The following is a 15,392-nucleotide window of genomic DNA, read 5'->3' on the forward strand; positions in this document are numbered from 1 at the left end:
CAATGAGAGTTTTTCGCGGCCGCCATCCTTCGAGACGCCCGCTTTAGGCGGGCTCCTCAGGATGAGGACGGAGTGCGCGGCAGCAGTTTCAACGCGCACCGATGCCGATTAGCCTCATCCTGAGGAGACCGCGAAGCGGTCGTCTCGAAGGACGAGGCGTGCGCTCAGGATCACGCGCCTCACACCTCGACCTCCGCCGCGTCCGCCTTCAGCATCCTCTCCAGCGTCTCCAGCCGATCGGCCTCGCGCGGCGGCTTGTCCCAGCGCAGGCGGCTGATGCGGGGGAAGCGCATGGCGACACCGGATTTGTGTCGCGGCGAGCGCTGCAGGCCCTCGAACGCCACCTCCAGCACCAAGCCCTTGTCGCCCTCGTGCACGACATGGCGGACGGGGCCGAACTTCTCCGTGGTGTTGCGGCGGACGAAGCGGTCGATCTGCAGCAGCTCCTCGTCGGTGAAGCCGAAATAGGCCTTGCCGACCGGCACCAGTTCGTCGCCGCCCTCGCCCGCGGTCCAGACGCCGAACGTGTAGTCGGAATAAAAGGACGAGCGCTTGCCGTGACCGCGCTGCGCATACATCAGCACGGCATCGATGATGTGCGGATCGCGTTTCCACTTCCACCACTGGCCCTTGGGACGTCCGGGCAGATAAGGCGCATCGCGTCGCTTCAGCATCACGCCTTCGACGGCGTCCGCGTCTTCGCCGGCACCGGCACTTGCGGGATCGGCGCGTGCGGCAGTCAAAGCTTCCCAGCTGGCGAAGGCAACGGTGGGCGACAGATCGATGCGGGGATCGTCGAGCTTCTTGATGAAGGTCTCCAACCGTTCGCGCCGTTCCGCGAACGGCAGCTCGCGCAAATCGTTCTCGTCGTCGCCGAGCAGATCGTAAGCGCGCAGGTGAATCGGAAATTCCTTGATCAGCTTGGGCGAGACGACCTTGCGGTTGAGCCGCTGCTGCAGGACGTTGAAACTCTGCACACGGCCCTCACGCAGGATCAGAAGCTCGCCGTCGATCGCGCCGGGCAGGCGCAGCGACGGCACGAGATCGGGAAAGCTCCCCGTGATGTCCTCGCCAGTACGCGAATAGAGCCGCGCCGTGACGTGACCGCGCTCGTCGCGCCCTGCCACCGCCTGCACGCGGATGCCGTCCCATTTCCACTCGGCGATGTAGTCGGCGGGATCGAGCGCGGCGAAATCGCTGTCCTCGATCGCATGCGCCAGCATCACCGGGCGGAACGGTGCGGGATCGCGGTTGACCGGCTTTTCGCCGCGGCCCTCCAGCCAGGCGAACAGGTCGAGATAGGGCGGCGCGAGCCCCGGCCAGATCAGCTCGACCTCGTGCGGGTCCTTGTCGCCGAGCGCGGCCGCCGCGGTCTTGGCGAGCCGTGCCGAGATGCCGATGCGAAGCGCGCCGGTGACGAGTTTCAGCAGCGCCCAGCGCCCGGTCTCATCGAGCTCGTCGAGCCAGCGCTCGAGCTGCTTCGGCAGCTCGGTCTTGCCGAGGGTGCGAAGCGTGGTCACGACCTCGGTGAGAGTTGGGGGCGGCGGGTCGTTGTGGTTGCGGGCGTGAGGGGACTCATCAGCATCTCGCCCGGAGTACCCCCCTCCCTGCCCCTCCCCCACAAGGGGGGAGGGAACGGAGAAGCTCGTGCGTCCCTCACCTTGGGAATCACTAAAAAATGTTGTGGTCGCTGACAGCGCCGCACTCCGCTGCGCTCCCTCCCCCCTTGTGGGGGAGGGCGGGGGAGAGGGGGGGCCCGGAAAAGACTGCGCATTGTCTTGCGTCTTCGGCCACATCAACGCCACCGTCTCCGAGAGATCGCCGACGTAATCGTAACTCAACCCGAACAGCACGGGATCAGTACGCGATGCGATGAGATCGCGGATCAGGGCCGGCTTGGCGTGCTTGAAGCTGAGCGCGCCGGTGAGCGCAGCCAGCGCGTAGCCGCGGTCGGGGTCACCGACCTCGCGGAAATAGCCGGTGAGCAGCCGCAGCTTGTTGTTGCGGCCGGGCTCGTAGGCGAGACGGTCCAGCAGCTCGGCGAAGCGGTTCATGCTTCGGCCTCGTCTTGAAGCGCCGTCTCGCTCTCCTCCTCGTCGCCATAGCCGACGAGGTCGAGCGGCTGCGCTTTCAGGCCTTTGCTCTGGCACCAATGCACCAGTGCATCTTCCTGGCCGTGCGTGACCCAGATCTCGCCGGCACCGGTCGCGGCGATGGTGGCGGTGAGGCCGTCCCAGTCGGCGTGGTCGGAGATCACCAGCGGCAGCTCGATGCCACGCTGCCGCGCCCGGGCGCGCACGCGCATCCAGCCCGAGGCAAACGCCGTGACCGGATCGGGAAAGCGCCGCGTCCAGAGATCGGAAGTGGCCGAGGGTGGCGCCAGCGTGATGGTGCCGGCGAGCGCCGCCTTCTTCACGCCCTTCACCGGCCTGAGCTCGCCGAGATCGATGCCCCGGCTCTGATAGTACTCGGTGATCTTCTCCATCGCGCCATGCAGATAGATCGGGGCGTCATAGCCGGCCGCGCGCAGCAGCGCGATCACGCGCTGGGCCTTGCCGAGCGAATAGGCGCCGACCAGATGCGCGCGCTCGGGAAACAGCGCGACGGAGGCGAGCAGCTTCTTGACCTCATCGCTCGCATCGCCATGTCGGAATACCGGCAGCCCGAACGTCGCCTCGGTGATGAAGACGTCGCATTGCACCAGCTCGAACGGCGTGCAGGTCGGATCGGGCGCGTCCTTGTAGTCGCCGGAGGCGACGATGCAGGTGTCCTTGCAGGTCACCGCGATCTGCGCCGATCCCAGCACATGGCCGGCCGGGTGGAATTTCACGCAGACATCGCCGAGCCGGATCTCCTCGCCATAGCTGATGGCTTGCGTCGACCCGGCGAAATTCTCGCCATAGCGCAGCCGCATCATGTCCAGCGTTTCCTGCGTCGCCAGCACCGCACCATGGCCGGCGCGGGCATGGTCGGAATGGCCGTGGGTGATCACGGCCCGCTCGACCGGGCGGACGGGATCGATATGGAAGCCGCCGGGCTTGCAGCACAGGCCGGCAGCAACTGGCAGCAGGATGTCTTGCGGACGCATGTGAGACATATAGGAAGGGGCTGCTCCAAATTAAGCCGTCATGCGCGGGCTTGACCCGCGCATCCATCCTCTTAAAGAGTCCTCTTTTTGATGGATTGCCGGGTCAAGCCCGGCAATGACGAGATGGTTCCCAATGCCGCTCCGCCTGTTCCAGACTTCCGGCGATCTCATCGCCGACCGCCGCTTCGAGTTCGCACGCGACCTCCAGCTCAAGGGCGATCTGCCCGCCGCCGCTGACCTCATAGAGCAGGCGATCGAGCTCGCGCCGAACTTCACCTCGGCCTGGTTCACGCTCGGCGAAATCCGTCAGCAACTCGGCGAGCGCGACAAGGCGATCGCCGCATTTCGAGAAGCGCGGCGGTCCGATCCCGAGGACCAGCACGGCGCTGGCCTGCATCTGATGCGGCTCGGCGACGCCGAAATGTCGGAGATGCCCAAGGCCTATGTGCAGGCGCTGTTCGACCAGTACGCCCCGCGCTTCGAGCACACGCTGGTCAACGATCTCGACTATCGCGCCCCGGCGCTGATCTTCAAGGCGGTGGTGGCCGCGCGGGTCGCCGCGAAGAAGCCGGCCTTCTTCAAACGCACCATCGATCTCGGCTGCGGCACCGGGCTTGCGGCCGCCGCATTCTCGAAGCAGGTCGATCATTTCATCGGCATTGACCTGTCGCCCGGCATGATCAAGGAGGCGCGCGCCACCAACCTCTACGCCGAGCTCGAAGTCGCCGACATGATCGAAGGCCTGCGGAGCAAGGACGACGGATGCGCGAACCTCGTCGTCGCCGCGGATGCGTTCGTCTATCTCTCCGATCTCGCGCCGGTGCTGAGCGAAGCCAGGCGCGTGCTCGTATCCGGCGGCGTGCTCGCCTTCACGCTGGAGACGCATGATGGCAGCGGCATCGTGCTCGGCGAAGGCCTGCGTTATGCCCATTCCGCGGAATATGTGCGCGGCGCCCTCGCCAAGGCGGGCCTCAAGCTGCTGACGTTGGAGCCGGCCTCGCCGCGCATCGAGAATAACGAGCCGGTGCGTGGCCTCGTGATCGTGGCCGAGAAAACTTGAGTCTAGGCGCTAACGCCTTGCGATTTGAGCGTCATTGCGTCGCAAAGCCGTGACTTCCCACTTGCGAGCCGTGCTGCGTTCCCAGCACAATGCGCATGCCAGGGAGAAACAGATAATGACGAAGAATCCATCGCGGCGCGATTTCAGCGCCGCCGCGCTCGCCACCATCGCCGCATCCACATTGCCCGCCCCTTACGTCTGGGCTGCGGAGAAGAAATACGATGCGGGCGCCAGCGACACCGAGATCAAGATCGGCCAGACCGTGCCGCATTCCGGCCCCGGCTCGCTCTACGGCGTGTTGGGACGCATCGGCGAGGCCTATTTCCAGATGCTGAACGAGAAGGGCGGCATCAACGGACGCAAGGTCAAGTTTCTCACCATGGACGATGCCTACAGCGCGCCGAAATGCGTCGAGGCGACGCGGCGCCTGGTCGAGCAGGAGGAAGTGCTCGCGCTCTACGGCTCGCTCGGCACCGCGCCGCAGACCGCCGTGCACAAATATCTGAACTCCAAGGGCGTGCCGCAGCTGCTGCTCAACACCGGCGCGTCGAAGTGGAACAATCCGAAAGAGTTCAAATGGACGATGGCGGGCCTGCCGCTCTATCCGACCGAGGCGCGCATCCTGGCCCGTCACGTCGTCAGCGTGAAGCCGAACGCCAAGATCGGCATCCTCTACCAGAACGACGATTTCGGCCGCGACTTCCTCGGTCCCTTCAAGAAGGTTTTGGAGGACGCCGGCGGCACCGCAAAGGTGATCATGGAGCAGACCTACGATCTCACCGAGCCGACCGTCGATTCCCAGCTCATCAATCTCTCGAAGTCGGGCGCCGACGTCTTCTACAACATCTCGACCGGCAAGGCCTCGTCGCAGTCGATCCGGAAGGTCGCCGAGCTCGGCTGGAAGCCGCTGCAGCTTCTTTCCGCCGGCTCGACCGGCCGCTCGATCCTCAATGCCGCGGGCCTCGAGAACGCCACCGGCATCGTCGCCATCCGCTATAACAAGGAGGTCGGCCTGCCCAAATGGGAGAAGGACCCCGACGTGATGGCGTTCGAGGAATTGCGCAAGAAGTACACCCCGGCCATCGACCCCGACAACACCATCGCCTTCGCCGGCTACGGCCAGGCCGTGACCATGGGCGAGATCCTGCGCCGCTGCGGCGACGACCTCACCCGCGCCAACGTGCTGAAGCAGGCTTCGACGCTGGCGGGCTTCCACTCGCCCTACTTCCTCGACGGCGTCACCTATAGCTACACGCCCGAGGACTACACGCCGATGAAGACGCTCTTCATCTCCACCTTCACCGGCAAGGACTGGGACATCTCCGACAAGCCGATGTCCGAGTAGACAAGAGCGCACGCCGCCGCTGCTTCCCCTCTTCTGCTTTGCCAGGAGAGGCAGGAAGCATGAGCGCGCTCAGACGCTAACTTGCGATAGCCAGCCGATACGCCCGCGTCGCATTCACACCAAACGCTTTGTCCCGCAGCTGCGGGCCAAGCTTCGCCAGACAGGCCTCCAGCGCGCTCTTGATCTCGCCGTAGCTTCCCGCGAGCAGGCACACCGGCCAGTCCGAGCCGAAGATCAGCCTGTCTTCGCCGAAACACCTTGCGGCGTGCGCGACGAACGGAAACAGGCGTTCCGCATCCCAATCATTCCAGACCGCTTCGGTCGCAAGCCCGGAGATCTTGCACCAGACATTGTCGCAAGCCCCGAGCGCGGCGATGCGATCGGCCCACACCTCGCTGCCGCCGTCGGCGATCGGCGGCTTGGCGGCATGGTCGAGCACGAAGCGCGCTTGCGGAAAGGCCTGCGCGGATGCGATCGCCGACGGCAGCTCGCGGGCGCGGACGAGGAAATCGTAGGCGAGATCGTGGGCGAACACAGCGGTGAGGCCGCGCTGAACGTCCTCGCGCAGCAGCCAATCGGGATCGGCTTCGTCGTGGACCTGGTGGCGGATTCCGACCAGCTTGTCGCCGCCGGGTGAAGCACGAAGCCGATCGAGCGTTTCTCCGAGCGCACCATCCGTCAGATCAGCCCAGCCGACCACGCCGACGACGAAGGGATTTTCGTGCGCAATGCGCAAGAATTCCTCGGTCTCCTCGAGAGAGGAGCGGCATTGCACCAGGATGCTGGCATCGATGCCGTTCGCTTTCAGAAGCGGCGCGAGGTCGGCGGGACCGAAGGCGCGGCGGATCGGCGTCAGCTCGTCCGCTGCCATCCAGGGATAGTCCGCGCGCGCCGGGTCCCAGAAATGCTGATGCGCGTCGATGATCATGGCCTACGCCCCACCCGGCAGCGGCGCGCGCGCATCGACGAGGTTTCGTGCCCGCAGCTCCTGCCAAAAGGCCGCCGGCACCGCTGTCTCCGACATCGCGATGTTGTCGGAAACCTCCGCGGCGTTGCGCGCGCCCATCACGGCGACCGTGACGGCCGGATGCGCCATGCAGAACTGGAGCGAGGCGGCTTTCAGCTCGGTGCCATGCTTGCGGCAGAGCGCGTCGAGTTCGAGCGCCCGCGCAACCAGCGAAGCATCGGCGTCCTGATAGTTGAACTTCGCGCTGGTGTGCGGATTGGCGAGGATGCCGCTGTTGTAGATGCCGCCGAGCAGGATGCCGATGCCTTTCGCCGCGCAGCGCGGAAACAGCGCATCCAGCGCGCCCTGGTCGAGCAGCGTGTAGCGCCCGGCCAGCAGGAAGCAATCGACGGGCACGGCCTCGGCGAAACGGACCAGCATGCCTGACTGGTTCATGCCGGCGCCGATCGCCTTCACCGTGCCCTCGCTGCGCAGGCGCTGGAGTGCGCGGAAGGCCCCGGCGACGGCGTCGTCATAGTGATCATCAGGGTCGTGCACCAGCAGGACATCGACGCGGTCGAGCCCGAGGCGCGCAAGACTCTCCTCCACCGAGCGCAGCACACCGTCATGGCTGAAATCGAACATCGGCCGCTCGCGCGGCGTGCCCTTATAGTGTTCGTCCTCGGCGGCGCCGCCATCGGGCGCGCGCAGCAGGCGGCCGACCTTGGTCGAGATGGCGTAGGAGTCGCGCGGCTGTTGCCGCAGGAAGGCCCCCAATCGCCGCTCCGCGAGGCCAAAGCCGTAGAGCGGCGCCGTATCGAAGAAGCGCACCCCGAGCGACCAGGCGCGCGCGATCGTGGCTTCCGCATCGGCATCGCTCACGGGGGTGAACAATCCCCCCAGCGGGGCGGAACCGAGACCGATTGAAGTGACGTCGAGCGAACCGAGCCGCGAACGTTTCATTCCCATTGCCTTGTCTTCATTCCAACAGTCCAGATCATCTCCCCCGCTTGCAAAAACCGCAAGCGGGGGAGGCACGCAGGAGCGCGGGGCTGGCGGACGCTCCTACTTCAACATCTGCGCGACGTTGTCCTTGGTGACGAGATCGAGGCCGGTGTAGACGATCTCCGGCACCTTCTCGCCCTTCTTGATGGCGAGCAGCGTGTCCATCGCCTTCTCGCCCATCTCGAACGGACGCTGGCCGACCAGCGCGTTGGCATAGCCGTCGCGCAGCAGCTCGAGCTGCATCTTCAGCGTATCGGCGACGACGAGCGTGAACTTGCCGGAATCGATGTCCTTCTTGTTCCTGCTGGCGAAGGCCTTGAAGCCTTCGGGCGCGAACATCGGCCAGCCCCCGATGGGAACGATGGCGGCGAGATCAGGTGTCGCGGTGCGCATATCCGTCATCTGCTGGACCGCGAGTGCCGGATCGTCGTTGCAGAAGGTCGGGGAGCCCGCGACCTCCGTCCATTTCGAGCCCTTCAGCGCCTCGCGCACGCCGTCGACGCGCTCGGCGAGGTTCTTGGCGCCGGGGCCGCCCGAGACCATGGCGTATTTGCCGCCGTCGGGGCGCATCTTCACCAGCTGCTTGCCGAGCGCGACGCCGAACTCCTTGTTGTTGGTGCCGATATAGGCGATACGCTTGGAGCCGGGCGCGTCGGCATCGAAGGTAATGACGGGGATGCCGGCCGCCGTCGCCGCCTCGATCGACTTGGTCATGGCCGCGACGTCGGCGACCGAGATGGCGAGGCCGTCGACCTTCTGGGTGACGAAGTCCTGGATGATCTGGGCTTGCGTCGCCGGCTCATGCTCGACCGGCCCCTTGTAGATGCACTCGATATTGCCGAGCTCCTTGGCTCGCTTAAGGCAGCCGTCGCGCGCGAAGTCGAAGAACGGATTGTTCATCGCCTTGGGCACGATGACGAAGCGGTAGTTCGCGGCCAACGCCGGCGTTGCCATCATTGCGACGGCGATGCCGGCAAGAAGAAGTTTCCTCATTGTCTCCTCCACCCTTGTTTGGTGCCTATCCTCTCGAAAGCGCCCGGGAAGCGGACAGGCAAAATTTTATTTGTCTTCCCGAAGCGACGTTACGTCAGCTCATCCGCGAGCGGATGCGGTCGACCAGCACGGCCAGGATGATGATCACGCCCACCAGCGTCTGCTGCCAGTAGGAGGAGACCTGCGCCAGCACGAGGCCATTGCGGATCACTTCCAGCAGCACGCAGCCGACGATGGCCCCGAGCGGACCGCCGATGCCGCCGGCGAGATTGGCGCCGCCGATCACAGCCGCCGCGATCACGTTGAGCTCGTAGGACGTCGCCATGTTGGCCGGCGCCGATCCGAGCCAGCCGGAGATGATGATGCCCTGCAGGCCGGCTGCGAGCGCGCAGATCACATAGACCTCTATCTTCACCCGCACGACCGGGATGCCGGTGAGTTCAGCCGCCCTCTCGTTGCCGCCGAGCGCGAAGACGTGGCGGCCGAACGCGCTGTGATGCAGCACCACGGCCATCGTCAATGCGAGGATCACGAGATAAATGAAAGGCACGGGCACGCCGAGCACATCGCCCGAGGTGAGCGCGTAGAAACGATCGGCGTCGGGCCCACCCGGAAAGCTGCCGCGGCCGTTGGAGACGACATAACCGAGCCCGCGCACGATCGAGAGCATGCCGAGCGTGGTCACGAAGGGCGACAGGCCGAGCACCGCGATGCAGAAGCCGTTGACCAGCCCGGCGATCAGCGCGACGCCGAGGCCGGCGAGGATCGAGATCAGCAGGATCAGGCCGGGCACGTTGGCAATTACGGTCTTGCCGTCGGCCGCCATGTGCACGAACAAGGCGCCTGCTGGCGAGCCGGGCGCCGACAGTTCGGTCATTACCATCGAGGTGATCATGGCGGAGAAGCACATCATCGATCCCACCGACAGATCGATGCCGCCGGTGATGATGACGAAGGTGACGCCGAGCGTCGCGATGGCGATGAACGAGAAGTTCTTCGCCACGTTCTGCATGTTGCCTTCGGTGAAGAAATAGGGGCTGGCGAAATGCATGATCACCAGCAGCACCGCCAGCGCGAGCAGAACGTAACCAGTCTGCGAGGCGAAGATGCCGCGCTGCCACCATCTGATCTTGCCGACATTGGTGAAGCTGATCGGAGATTCCATGGGCATGGCCATCACGCCGCCTCCTTAGCGCCGGTGATGAGGGCGGTGACTTCCTCCGGTGAGGTCTGGTGGATCGGCTTATCGGCCCGCTTCTCGCCGCGACGCATGACGATGACGCGGTCGCACACCGCGAACACATCCGGCATGCGGTGCGAGATCAGCATCACCGCGACACCCTGCTCCTTCAGCCGGTGGATCAGGCCGAGCACCTGCTCGACCTGGCGCACCGAGATCGCGGCGGTCGGCTCGTCCATCATCACCAGCCGGGCATTGGAGAGCCGCGTCCGCGCGATCGCGACCGCCTGGCGCTGGCCGCCCGACATCTGCTTGACGAGATCGTCGGGGCGCGTCTCCGAGCGCAGCTCGCCGAAAAGCTCCAGCGCGCGCGCTGCCATCGCCTTGTGGTCGAGCAATGCGATGGGCCCGAACCTGCGCTTCAGCTCGCGGCCGAGGAACACGTTGGCCGCCGCCGTGAGATTGTCCGACAGCGCGAGGTCCTGGTAGACGACCTCGATGCCGACGGCGCGGGCATCGACCGGCCGGCTGAAATGGACCGCATTGCCGGCAAAGCGGATCTCGCCATGGCTGGGGCGGAAATTGCCGGCGATGATCTTGACCAGGGTCGACTTGCCCGCGCCGTTGTCGCCCATCAGCCCGACCACCTCGCCCGGCATGACCTGCATGTCGACGCCGTGCAGCGCGCGGATCGCGCCGAACTCCTTGCCGATGCCGGTCAGCTCGAGGACCGGTGTCGCGTCAGCCTTTGCCATCAGCAGCCTCGCTCAGACATAGCGGTTGACCAGGGATTCCAGATATTCTTGCCGGCCCGAGCGCGGCTGCGGGTCGAAACCGGGACGAAGCGCGCGGTCGGCGAGATCGGCGAGCGAACGCTGGCCGCCGAGAATGGCGCGACCCTCGGGGCCGGACCATCCCTGGTAACGCTCGGTGAGCGGCGCCGTGAGGGCGCCGGCGTCCAGCATGTCGGCGGCGGCGAGGAATGCGCGCGCGCAGGCATCCATCGAGCCGACATGGGCGTGGATCAGATCATCAGGGTCGATCGACTGCCGCCGGATCTTGGCGTCGAAATTGAGCCCGCCGGTGGTGAAGCCGCCACGGTTCAGGATCTCGTGAAACACCAGCGCCAGCTCCGGGACGTTCATCGCGAACTGGTCGGTATCCCAGCCGAGCAGATCGTCGCCGCGGTTGACGTCGAGCGAGCCGAACACGCCGAGCGCCTCGGCCAGCGCCACCTCATGGTGGAAGGAGTGACCGGCGAGGATGGCGTGGTTCTGCTCGATGTTGAGCTTGACGTCCTTCAGGAGGTCATAGCGCGCAAGGAAGCCGTAGCAGGTGGCGACATCGAAATCATATTGATGCTTGGTCGGCTCCTTGGGCTTCGGCTCGATCAGGATCGGCCCCTTGAAGCCTATTCTGTGCTTGTGCTCGACGACCAGCGAGATGAAGCGGCCGAGCTGGTCGAGCTCGCGCTTGAGATCGGTGTTGAGCAGCGTCTCGTAGCCCTCGCGCCCGCCCCACAGCACATAGTTCTGGCCGCCGAGCCGGTGCGTCACCTCCAGCGCGGCGCGGACCTGGCCTGCCGCGTAGGTGAAGATCTCCGGATCCGGATTGGTCGCCGCGCCCGCCATGTAGCGACGATGAGTGAACAGGTTGGCGGTGCCCCAGAGCAGGCGGACCTTGCTCGCGGCCATCTTTGCCTCGAACAGATCGGCAATCGCATTGAGATTGGCGACGGATTCCGCGAGCGAGCTACCTTCCGGCGCGGCATCGACGTCGTGGAAGGTGAAGTAGGGCACGTCCAGCAGGCGGAACAGCTCGAAGGCGACGTCGGCCTTGGCGCGCGCCTGCGCCATCGCGTCACCGCCCCCGTGCCACGGCCTCAGGAACGTCTCGCCGCCGAAGGGATCGCCACCCGGCCAGCAGAACGAATGCCAATAGCAGACTGCAAAGCGCAGATGATCCTCCAGCCTGCGGCCATGCACGAGGCGATCCTTGTCGTACCAGCGGAACGCGGGCGCCTGTCCCGCATCCTTGCCGGCGAAGGCGACAGGTGCAGTTGCATCGAAGAATTTGGCTGACGCGTTCACTTAAGAGCACTCCTTCAATGCGGGATAAAGCGCGCGCCATCGCCGATAGGCCTCGTCATAGGCCTCAGTGACGGATGCGCGGGGCGTGAAGCTCGCGAGCCGCCGCGGGCGGGTGCAGACCGCTGCCGGTGTCTCGCCGGTCACAGCGAGCCGGCCGAGCCGCGCGGCGCCGAGGGCCGCCCCCACCTCGCCCTCCTCGACGCGGTGAACGGGAATGCCGAGCACATCGGCGCAGATCTGCGCCCATAGCGGCGAGCGCGAGCCGCCGCCGACGAGATCGAGCTCGGCAACAGGCCCGCTCGCCGCGCTCAGCGCCGCCAGATTGTCGCGCGCGGCGAATGCCACGCCTTCGAGCACGGCCTGCACGATCTGCGTCCGCCCGGTCGCACCGCGCAGGCCGACGAAGGCGCCGCTCGCCGCGGCATCGTTGTGCGGCGTGCGCTCGCCGTCGAGATAGGGCAGGAATCTGATCGGGCTCGGCCCGTCGACGCGCTCGCCGAGCGGCGCCAGCAGCGCTGCGGCCGGCGTCTCCATCACGCCGGCGAGCCAGGCCAGCGAGGCCGCTGCCGAGAGCATCACGCCCATCTGGTGCCAGAGGCCGGGCAGCGCGTGGCAGAACGCATGCACCGCCGTTTCAGGCGCCGGCGCGAACCGGTCGGTGACGCGGAACACCACGCCTGACGTGCCGAGCGACAGGAACGCATCGCCCGGCGCGATCGCGCCGAGCCCGATCGCGCTCGCGGCGTTGTCGCCGGCGCCCCCGGCGACAACGACATCTTTCGCCATGCCCCAGCGCTGGGTGAATTCCGGCGCGAGCATCGCGCTCACCTCGCTGCCCTCGACGAGGCGCGGCATGTGGTGGAGATCGAGCCCGGTGGCATGCAGCAACAGGGGCGACCAGCGGCGCAGACCGACATCGAGCCACAGCGTGCCGGCCGCATCGGACATGTCCTCGATCAACTCGCCGGTCAGGCGATAGCGCACATAGGCCTTCGGCAGCAGCACCTTTGCGACGCGCGCGAAGATTTTTGGCTCATGCCGCGCGACCCACAACAGCTTCGGGGCGGTGAAACCCGGCATCGCCAGATTGCCTGCCATCGCGTGCAGCGAGGGGCAACGCTGCTCCAGCACGGCGCATTCGGCCTGCGAGCGGCCGTCGTTCCAGAGGATCGCCGGACGCAGCGGCCGTCCGTTCTCGTCGAGCAGCGTCGCGCCATGCATCTGGCCCGACAGGCCGATGCCGCGGACCCGCGCCACCTCGCGCGGATGGCGGGCGGCGAGATCGTCGACCGCACCGATGGCTGCATCGACCCAGGAATCGGGGTCCTGCTCGGACCACAGCGGCGCCGGGTGCGACAGCGCAAGCTCGCGCGCCGCCGTCGCGAGGATCGCGCCGGCTTCGCTCACGAGCACCGCTTTCACGCCGGAGGTGCCGATGTCCAGTCCGAGATACAAATCGTCCTCCCATTTACCCATTGCGGTGCGCGAGCTTGCGTCGCCTTCCCGCCAGGCCGTTCCATATTCATCTGCCGCTAAGGCAGATTGTCCCGCATCACGATGTCGATCCTGATCTTCTCCTGTTCGCGCAGGATCGGCTCGCCGCGGGCGAGCGCGAGCAGCACGCGCACGGCCGCACGCGCCTCGTGCCCGGGGTTCTGCGAGATCGCGGCATCCATCACGCCCTGCAGCAGCAGCCGGCGCGTCAGCACGGTGACGTCATGACCGACGAACACGACCTGCTTGTCGCGGCCGGCATCGCTCAACGCCTTGTCATTCAAGGCCTTGGCGACGCCCTGGGTGCCGGCGCCGACGTTATAAAGGCCGACGATGTCGGCATGCCTGCCGAGCAGCCGCGCCAGCACCTGTTCCGAACGATCGTCCTCGTCGCGCCCTTCCAGCACCGGCAGCACGCTGAGCCCGGGGAATTCCGACGCCATCACCTGGTTGAAGCCGAAGATGCGCTCGGCATGGTCGCGCAGGCCCTGCGAGCCCGCGACGATCGCGACCTTGCCGGACTTTTGGCCGGCCAGTCGCCCGACCAGCGCGCCGGCGGTGCGCCCCGCGGCAATGTTGTCGATGCCGACATAATGGTGGCGCCGCGAGGACGGCACGTCCGAAACCAGCGTCACCACCTTGGTGCCGGCATCGACGAGATCGTTGATCGCGGCGCGGACGCCCGGATGATCCAGCGCCACCACGGCGACGCCGTCGTAATCGCCCGACAGCGCCTCCAGTGAGGCCGCAAGCACGGAGGGATCAAACACGTCGGTCGGAACCATCTCGACATTGAGGCGGCGAACCGAGAGCCAGGCCGACATCTCGCCGAGATAGGCCTCGATCTGCTGCATGAAGGGGTTCGGCCCCGACGGCATCACGAAGGCGAAGCGGCGGGCGCGGCCGCGGGCGAGCTCGGCGGCGGCAACATGCGGCTGGAACGCGTTGCGCTCGATCGCCGCCTTGACGCGCCGCACCGTGTCCGGCCGCACCCCCGGGCGGTTGTGCAGCACGCGATCGACCGTCGCCAGGCTGACGCCCGCCTCGCGGGCGATGTCCTTCAGCGTCAGCGCGGTCGCGGCGAGGGTGTCAGCCATCGCTGAAGGTTAGCAGAGGTGTTTTGAGGTACGCAACTCATTTTGAGGACCGTCATCGCCGAGCCTCAAATTACGGTTGTAGCCACAGCCGTAGACACGCCCCTGCCCGACCCGCGTCTCGCTCGAACGCTGGACGCGCGGCCCCGCCGCCTTGCCTATGGTTGCCGCTCACCGACGGCGCCACAACGAGCGTTCGCGGCAAGATCATGAGAGCGCGCGGCGATATCGCCAGGGATTCGGACAAAGGCAGGCTCTATCAACGCGTCCTGTGGCAGTCCGCGACGCTCTATCATCAAAATGCTCAGCTCCTGGGCCGGCGAGCGGGTCCAGCCGCTGCCGCAATTGGCCTGAGCATTGACCGGACTTGTCGACAGGCCATGACAGGCTTGCCCTGATCTCACATCTTCCCGTAGGAGGCGCCGCGCCGCGTGATGATGACGTAGCGCGCGTCCTGCTTGGTTTCGTTCTCGAAGATCACCGCGCGCATCACGTCGAAATCCAGGCAGTCGCCTTCGCGCAGGCGCACCGCCTTGGCGTCGATGTGCACGGCGATGGCTCCCTCCAGCATCAGCAGTTGCTGGGTGAAGGCGTTGCGGCCCCAGGGGCTGTACGGCACCCGCGCGCCGGCCGGCAAATCGATGACGATGATCTCGATGCCGCTCGCCGCATCCGTCGGCGAGGCGTGCCGGCGGCGATAGCCGCTGTCGGGATCGCGCCAATGCGGCTGGTCGGCAAGCCGCACCAAGCGCTCCGGCGGCTTCTCGGCGAGCGCGACGACATCGCTGAGCGACACGTCGAGCGCCGCGCAGAGTCGTCCCAGCAGCGCAGCCGTCGCGCTGCTCTGCGCCCGCTCCACCCGCCCGATCATGGCACGGCTGACGCCGGAGCGTGCGGCGAGCTCGTTCAACGTCATGCCGGCCTGCGTCCGCAGCGTCTTCAGGCGGCGCCCGATCGCGCGATCGAGTTTTTGCTGGTCCATGGTATTCATCCGAACGTTGCCCGGCCAGAGACCGCACCCGCCAAAGCGTGAGGAGCTTAGGCCAAGGGACCAGCAAGCGCCGGAGACAGCGGCTAATATATTGGAATTTTACGCA

At 66.3% G+C, this 15,392-nt stretch carries 13 protein-coding genes; 2 read left to right on the plus strand and 11 right to left on the minus strand.

Annotated features, from left to right (window positions below; genetic code table 11):
• Positions 1-179: 179 nt before the first annotated feature.
• Together CIT37_RS38635 and CIT37_RS38640 are read right to left on the minus strand one after the other, a co-directional pair.
• Positions 180-2,054 (minus strand): ATP-dependent DNA ligase, encoded by a 1,875-nt coding sequence (locus CIT37_RS38635; RefSeq protein ID WP_095425050.1) that lies wholly within the window; start codon positions 2,052-2,054, stop codon positions 180-182.
• Positions 2,051-3,088: a ligase-associated DNA damage response exonuclease gene (locus CIT37_RS38640; RefSeq protein ID WP_049801937.1), complete on the minus strand. Its 1,038-nt coding sequence runs from the start codon at positions 3,086-3,088 to the stop codon at positions 2,051-2,053. The genes CIT37_RS38635 and CIT37_RS38640 overlap by 4 nt, the downstream gene beginning before the upstream one ends.
• A 133-nt stretch (positions 3,089-3,221) precedes the next feature.
• Between CIT37_RS38640 and CIT37_RS38645 the strand changes: the two genes are divergently transcribed.
• Together CIT37_RS38645 and CIT37_RS38650 are read left to right on the plus strand one after the other, a co-directional pair.
• Positions 3,222-4,148: a class I SAM-dependent DNA methyltransferase gene (locus CIT37_RS38645; protein ID WP_095425049.1), complete on the plus strand. Its 927-nt coding sequence runs from the start codon at positions 3,222-3,224 to the stop codon at positions 4,146-4,148.
• A gap of 115 nt (positions 4,149-4,263) precedes the next feature.
• A complete protein-coding gene (locus CIT37_RS38650; RefSeq protein WP_028140885.1) occupies positions 4,264-5,493 on the plus strand; it encodes an ABC transporter substrate-binding protein in 1,230 nt (409 codons plus the stop codon).
• 76 nt (positions 5,494-5,569) lie between these two features.
• Here CIT37_RS38650 and CIT37_RS38655 read toward each other — a convergent pair whose 3' ends face one another.
• The 9 genes from CIT37_RS38655 to CIT37_RS38695 all read right to left on the minus strand — a co-directional run bounded on the left by CIT37_RS38655 (position 5,570) and on the right by CIT37_RS38695 (position 15,277).
• Positions 5,570-6,421 carry an amidohydrolase family protein gene (locus tag CIT37_RS38655; protein ID WP_095425047.1) on the minus strand — a complete coding sequence of 284 codons (852 nt, stop codon included), beginning with the start codon at positions 6,419-6,421 and terminating at the stop codon, positions 5,570-5,572.
• Between the two features lie 3 nt (positions 6,422-6,424).
• The gene (locus tag CIT37_RS38660) at positions 6,425-7,402 is read right to left on the minus strand and encodes an aldo/keto reductase (RefSeq protein WP_095425046.1); all 978 of its coding nucleotides are present in this window, start codon (positions 7,400-7,402) and stop codon (positions 6,425-6,427) included.
• Positions 7,403-7,504: 102 nt separating this feature from the next.
• Positions 7,505-8,437, minus strand: a complete 933-nt coding sequence (locus tag CIT37_RS38665) for a sugar-binding protein (protein WP_038973213.1) — start codon at positions 8,435-8,437, stop codon at positions 7,505-7,507.
• 94 nt (positions 8,438-8,531) lie between these two features.
• A complete protein-coding gene (locus tag CIT37_RS38670) occupies positions 8,532-9,614 on the minus strand; it encodes an ABC transporter permease (RefSeq protein ID WP_161966288.1) in 1,083 nt (360 codons plus the stop codon).
• Positions 9,614-10,372: an ATP-binding cassette domain-containing protein gene (locus CIT37_RS38675; protein WP_028140890.1), complete on the minus strand. Its 759-nt coding sequence runs from the start codon at positions 10,370-10,372 to the stop codon at positions 9,614-9,616. The genes CIT37_RS38670 and CIT37_RS38675 overlap by 1 nt, the downstream gene beginning before the upstream one ends.
• A 12-nt stretch (positions 10,373-10,384) precedes the next feature.
• Positions 10,385-11,707 (minus strand): xylose isomerase, encoded by a 1,323-nt coding sequence (gene xylA, locus CIT37_RS38680; RefSeq protein ID WP_095425044.1) that lies wholly within the window; start codon positions 11,705-11,707, stop codon positions 10,385-10,387.
• A complete protein-coding gene (xylB, locus tag CIT37_RS38685; RefSeq protein WP_095425088.1) occupies positions 11,708-13,162 on the minus strand; it encodes a xylulokinase in 1,455 nt (484 codons plus the stop codon).
• A gap of 77 nt (positions 13,163-13,239) precedes the next feature.
• Positions 13,240-14,298: a LacI family DNA-binding transcriptional regulator gene (locus CIT37_RS38690; RefSeq protein ID WP_095425043.1), complete on the minus strand. Its 1,059-nt coding sequence runs from the start codon at positions 14,296-14,298 to the stop codon at positions 13,240-13,242.
• 397 nt (positions 14,299-14,695) lie between these two features.
• Complete coding sequence (locus tag CIT37_RS38695) at positions 14,696-15,277, minus strand: helix-turn-helix domain-containing protein (RefSeq protein ID WP_028140894.1); 582 nt, start codon at positions 15,275-15,277, stop codon at positions 14,696-14,698.
• Between the last annotated feature and the right edge of the window lie 115 nt (positions 15,278-15,392).

Origin of the sequence: Bradyrhizobium ottawaense (assembly GCF_002278135.3) — a bacterium.
GTDB lineage: Bacteria > Pseudomonadota > Alphaproteobacteria > Rhizobiales > Xanthobacteraceae > Bradyrhizobium > Bradyrhizobium ottawaense.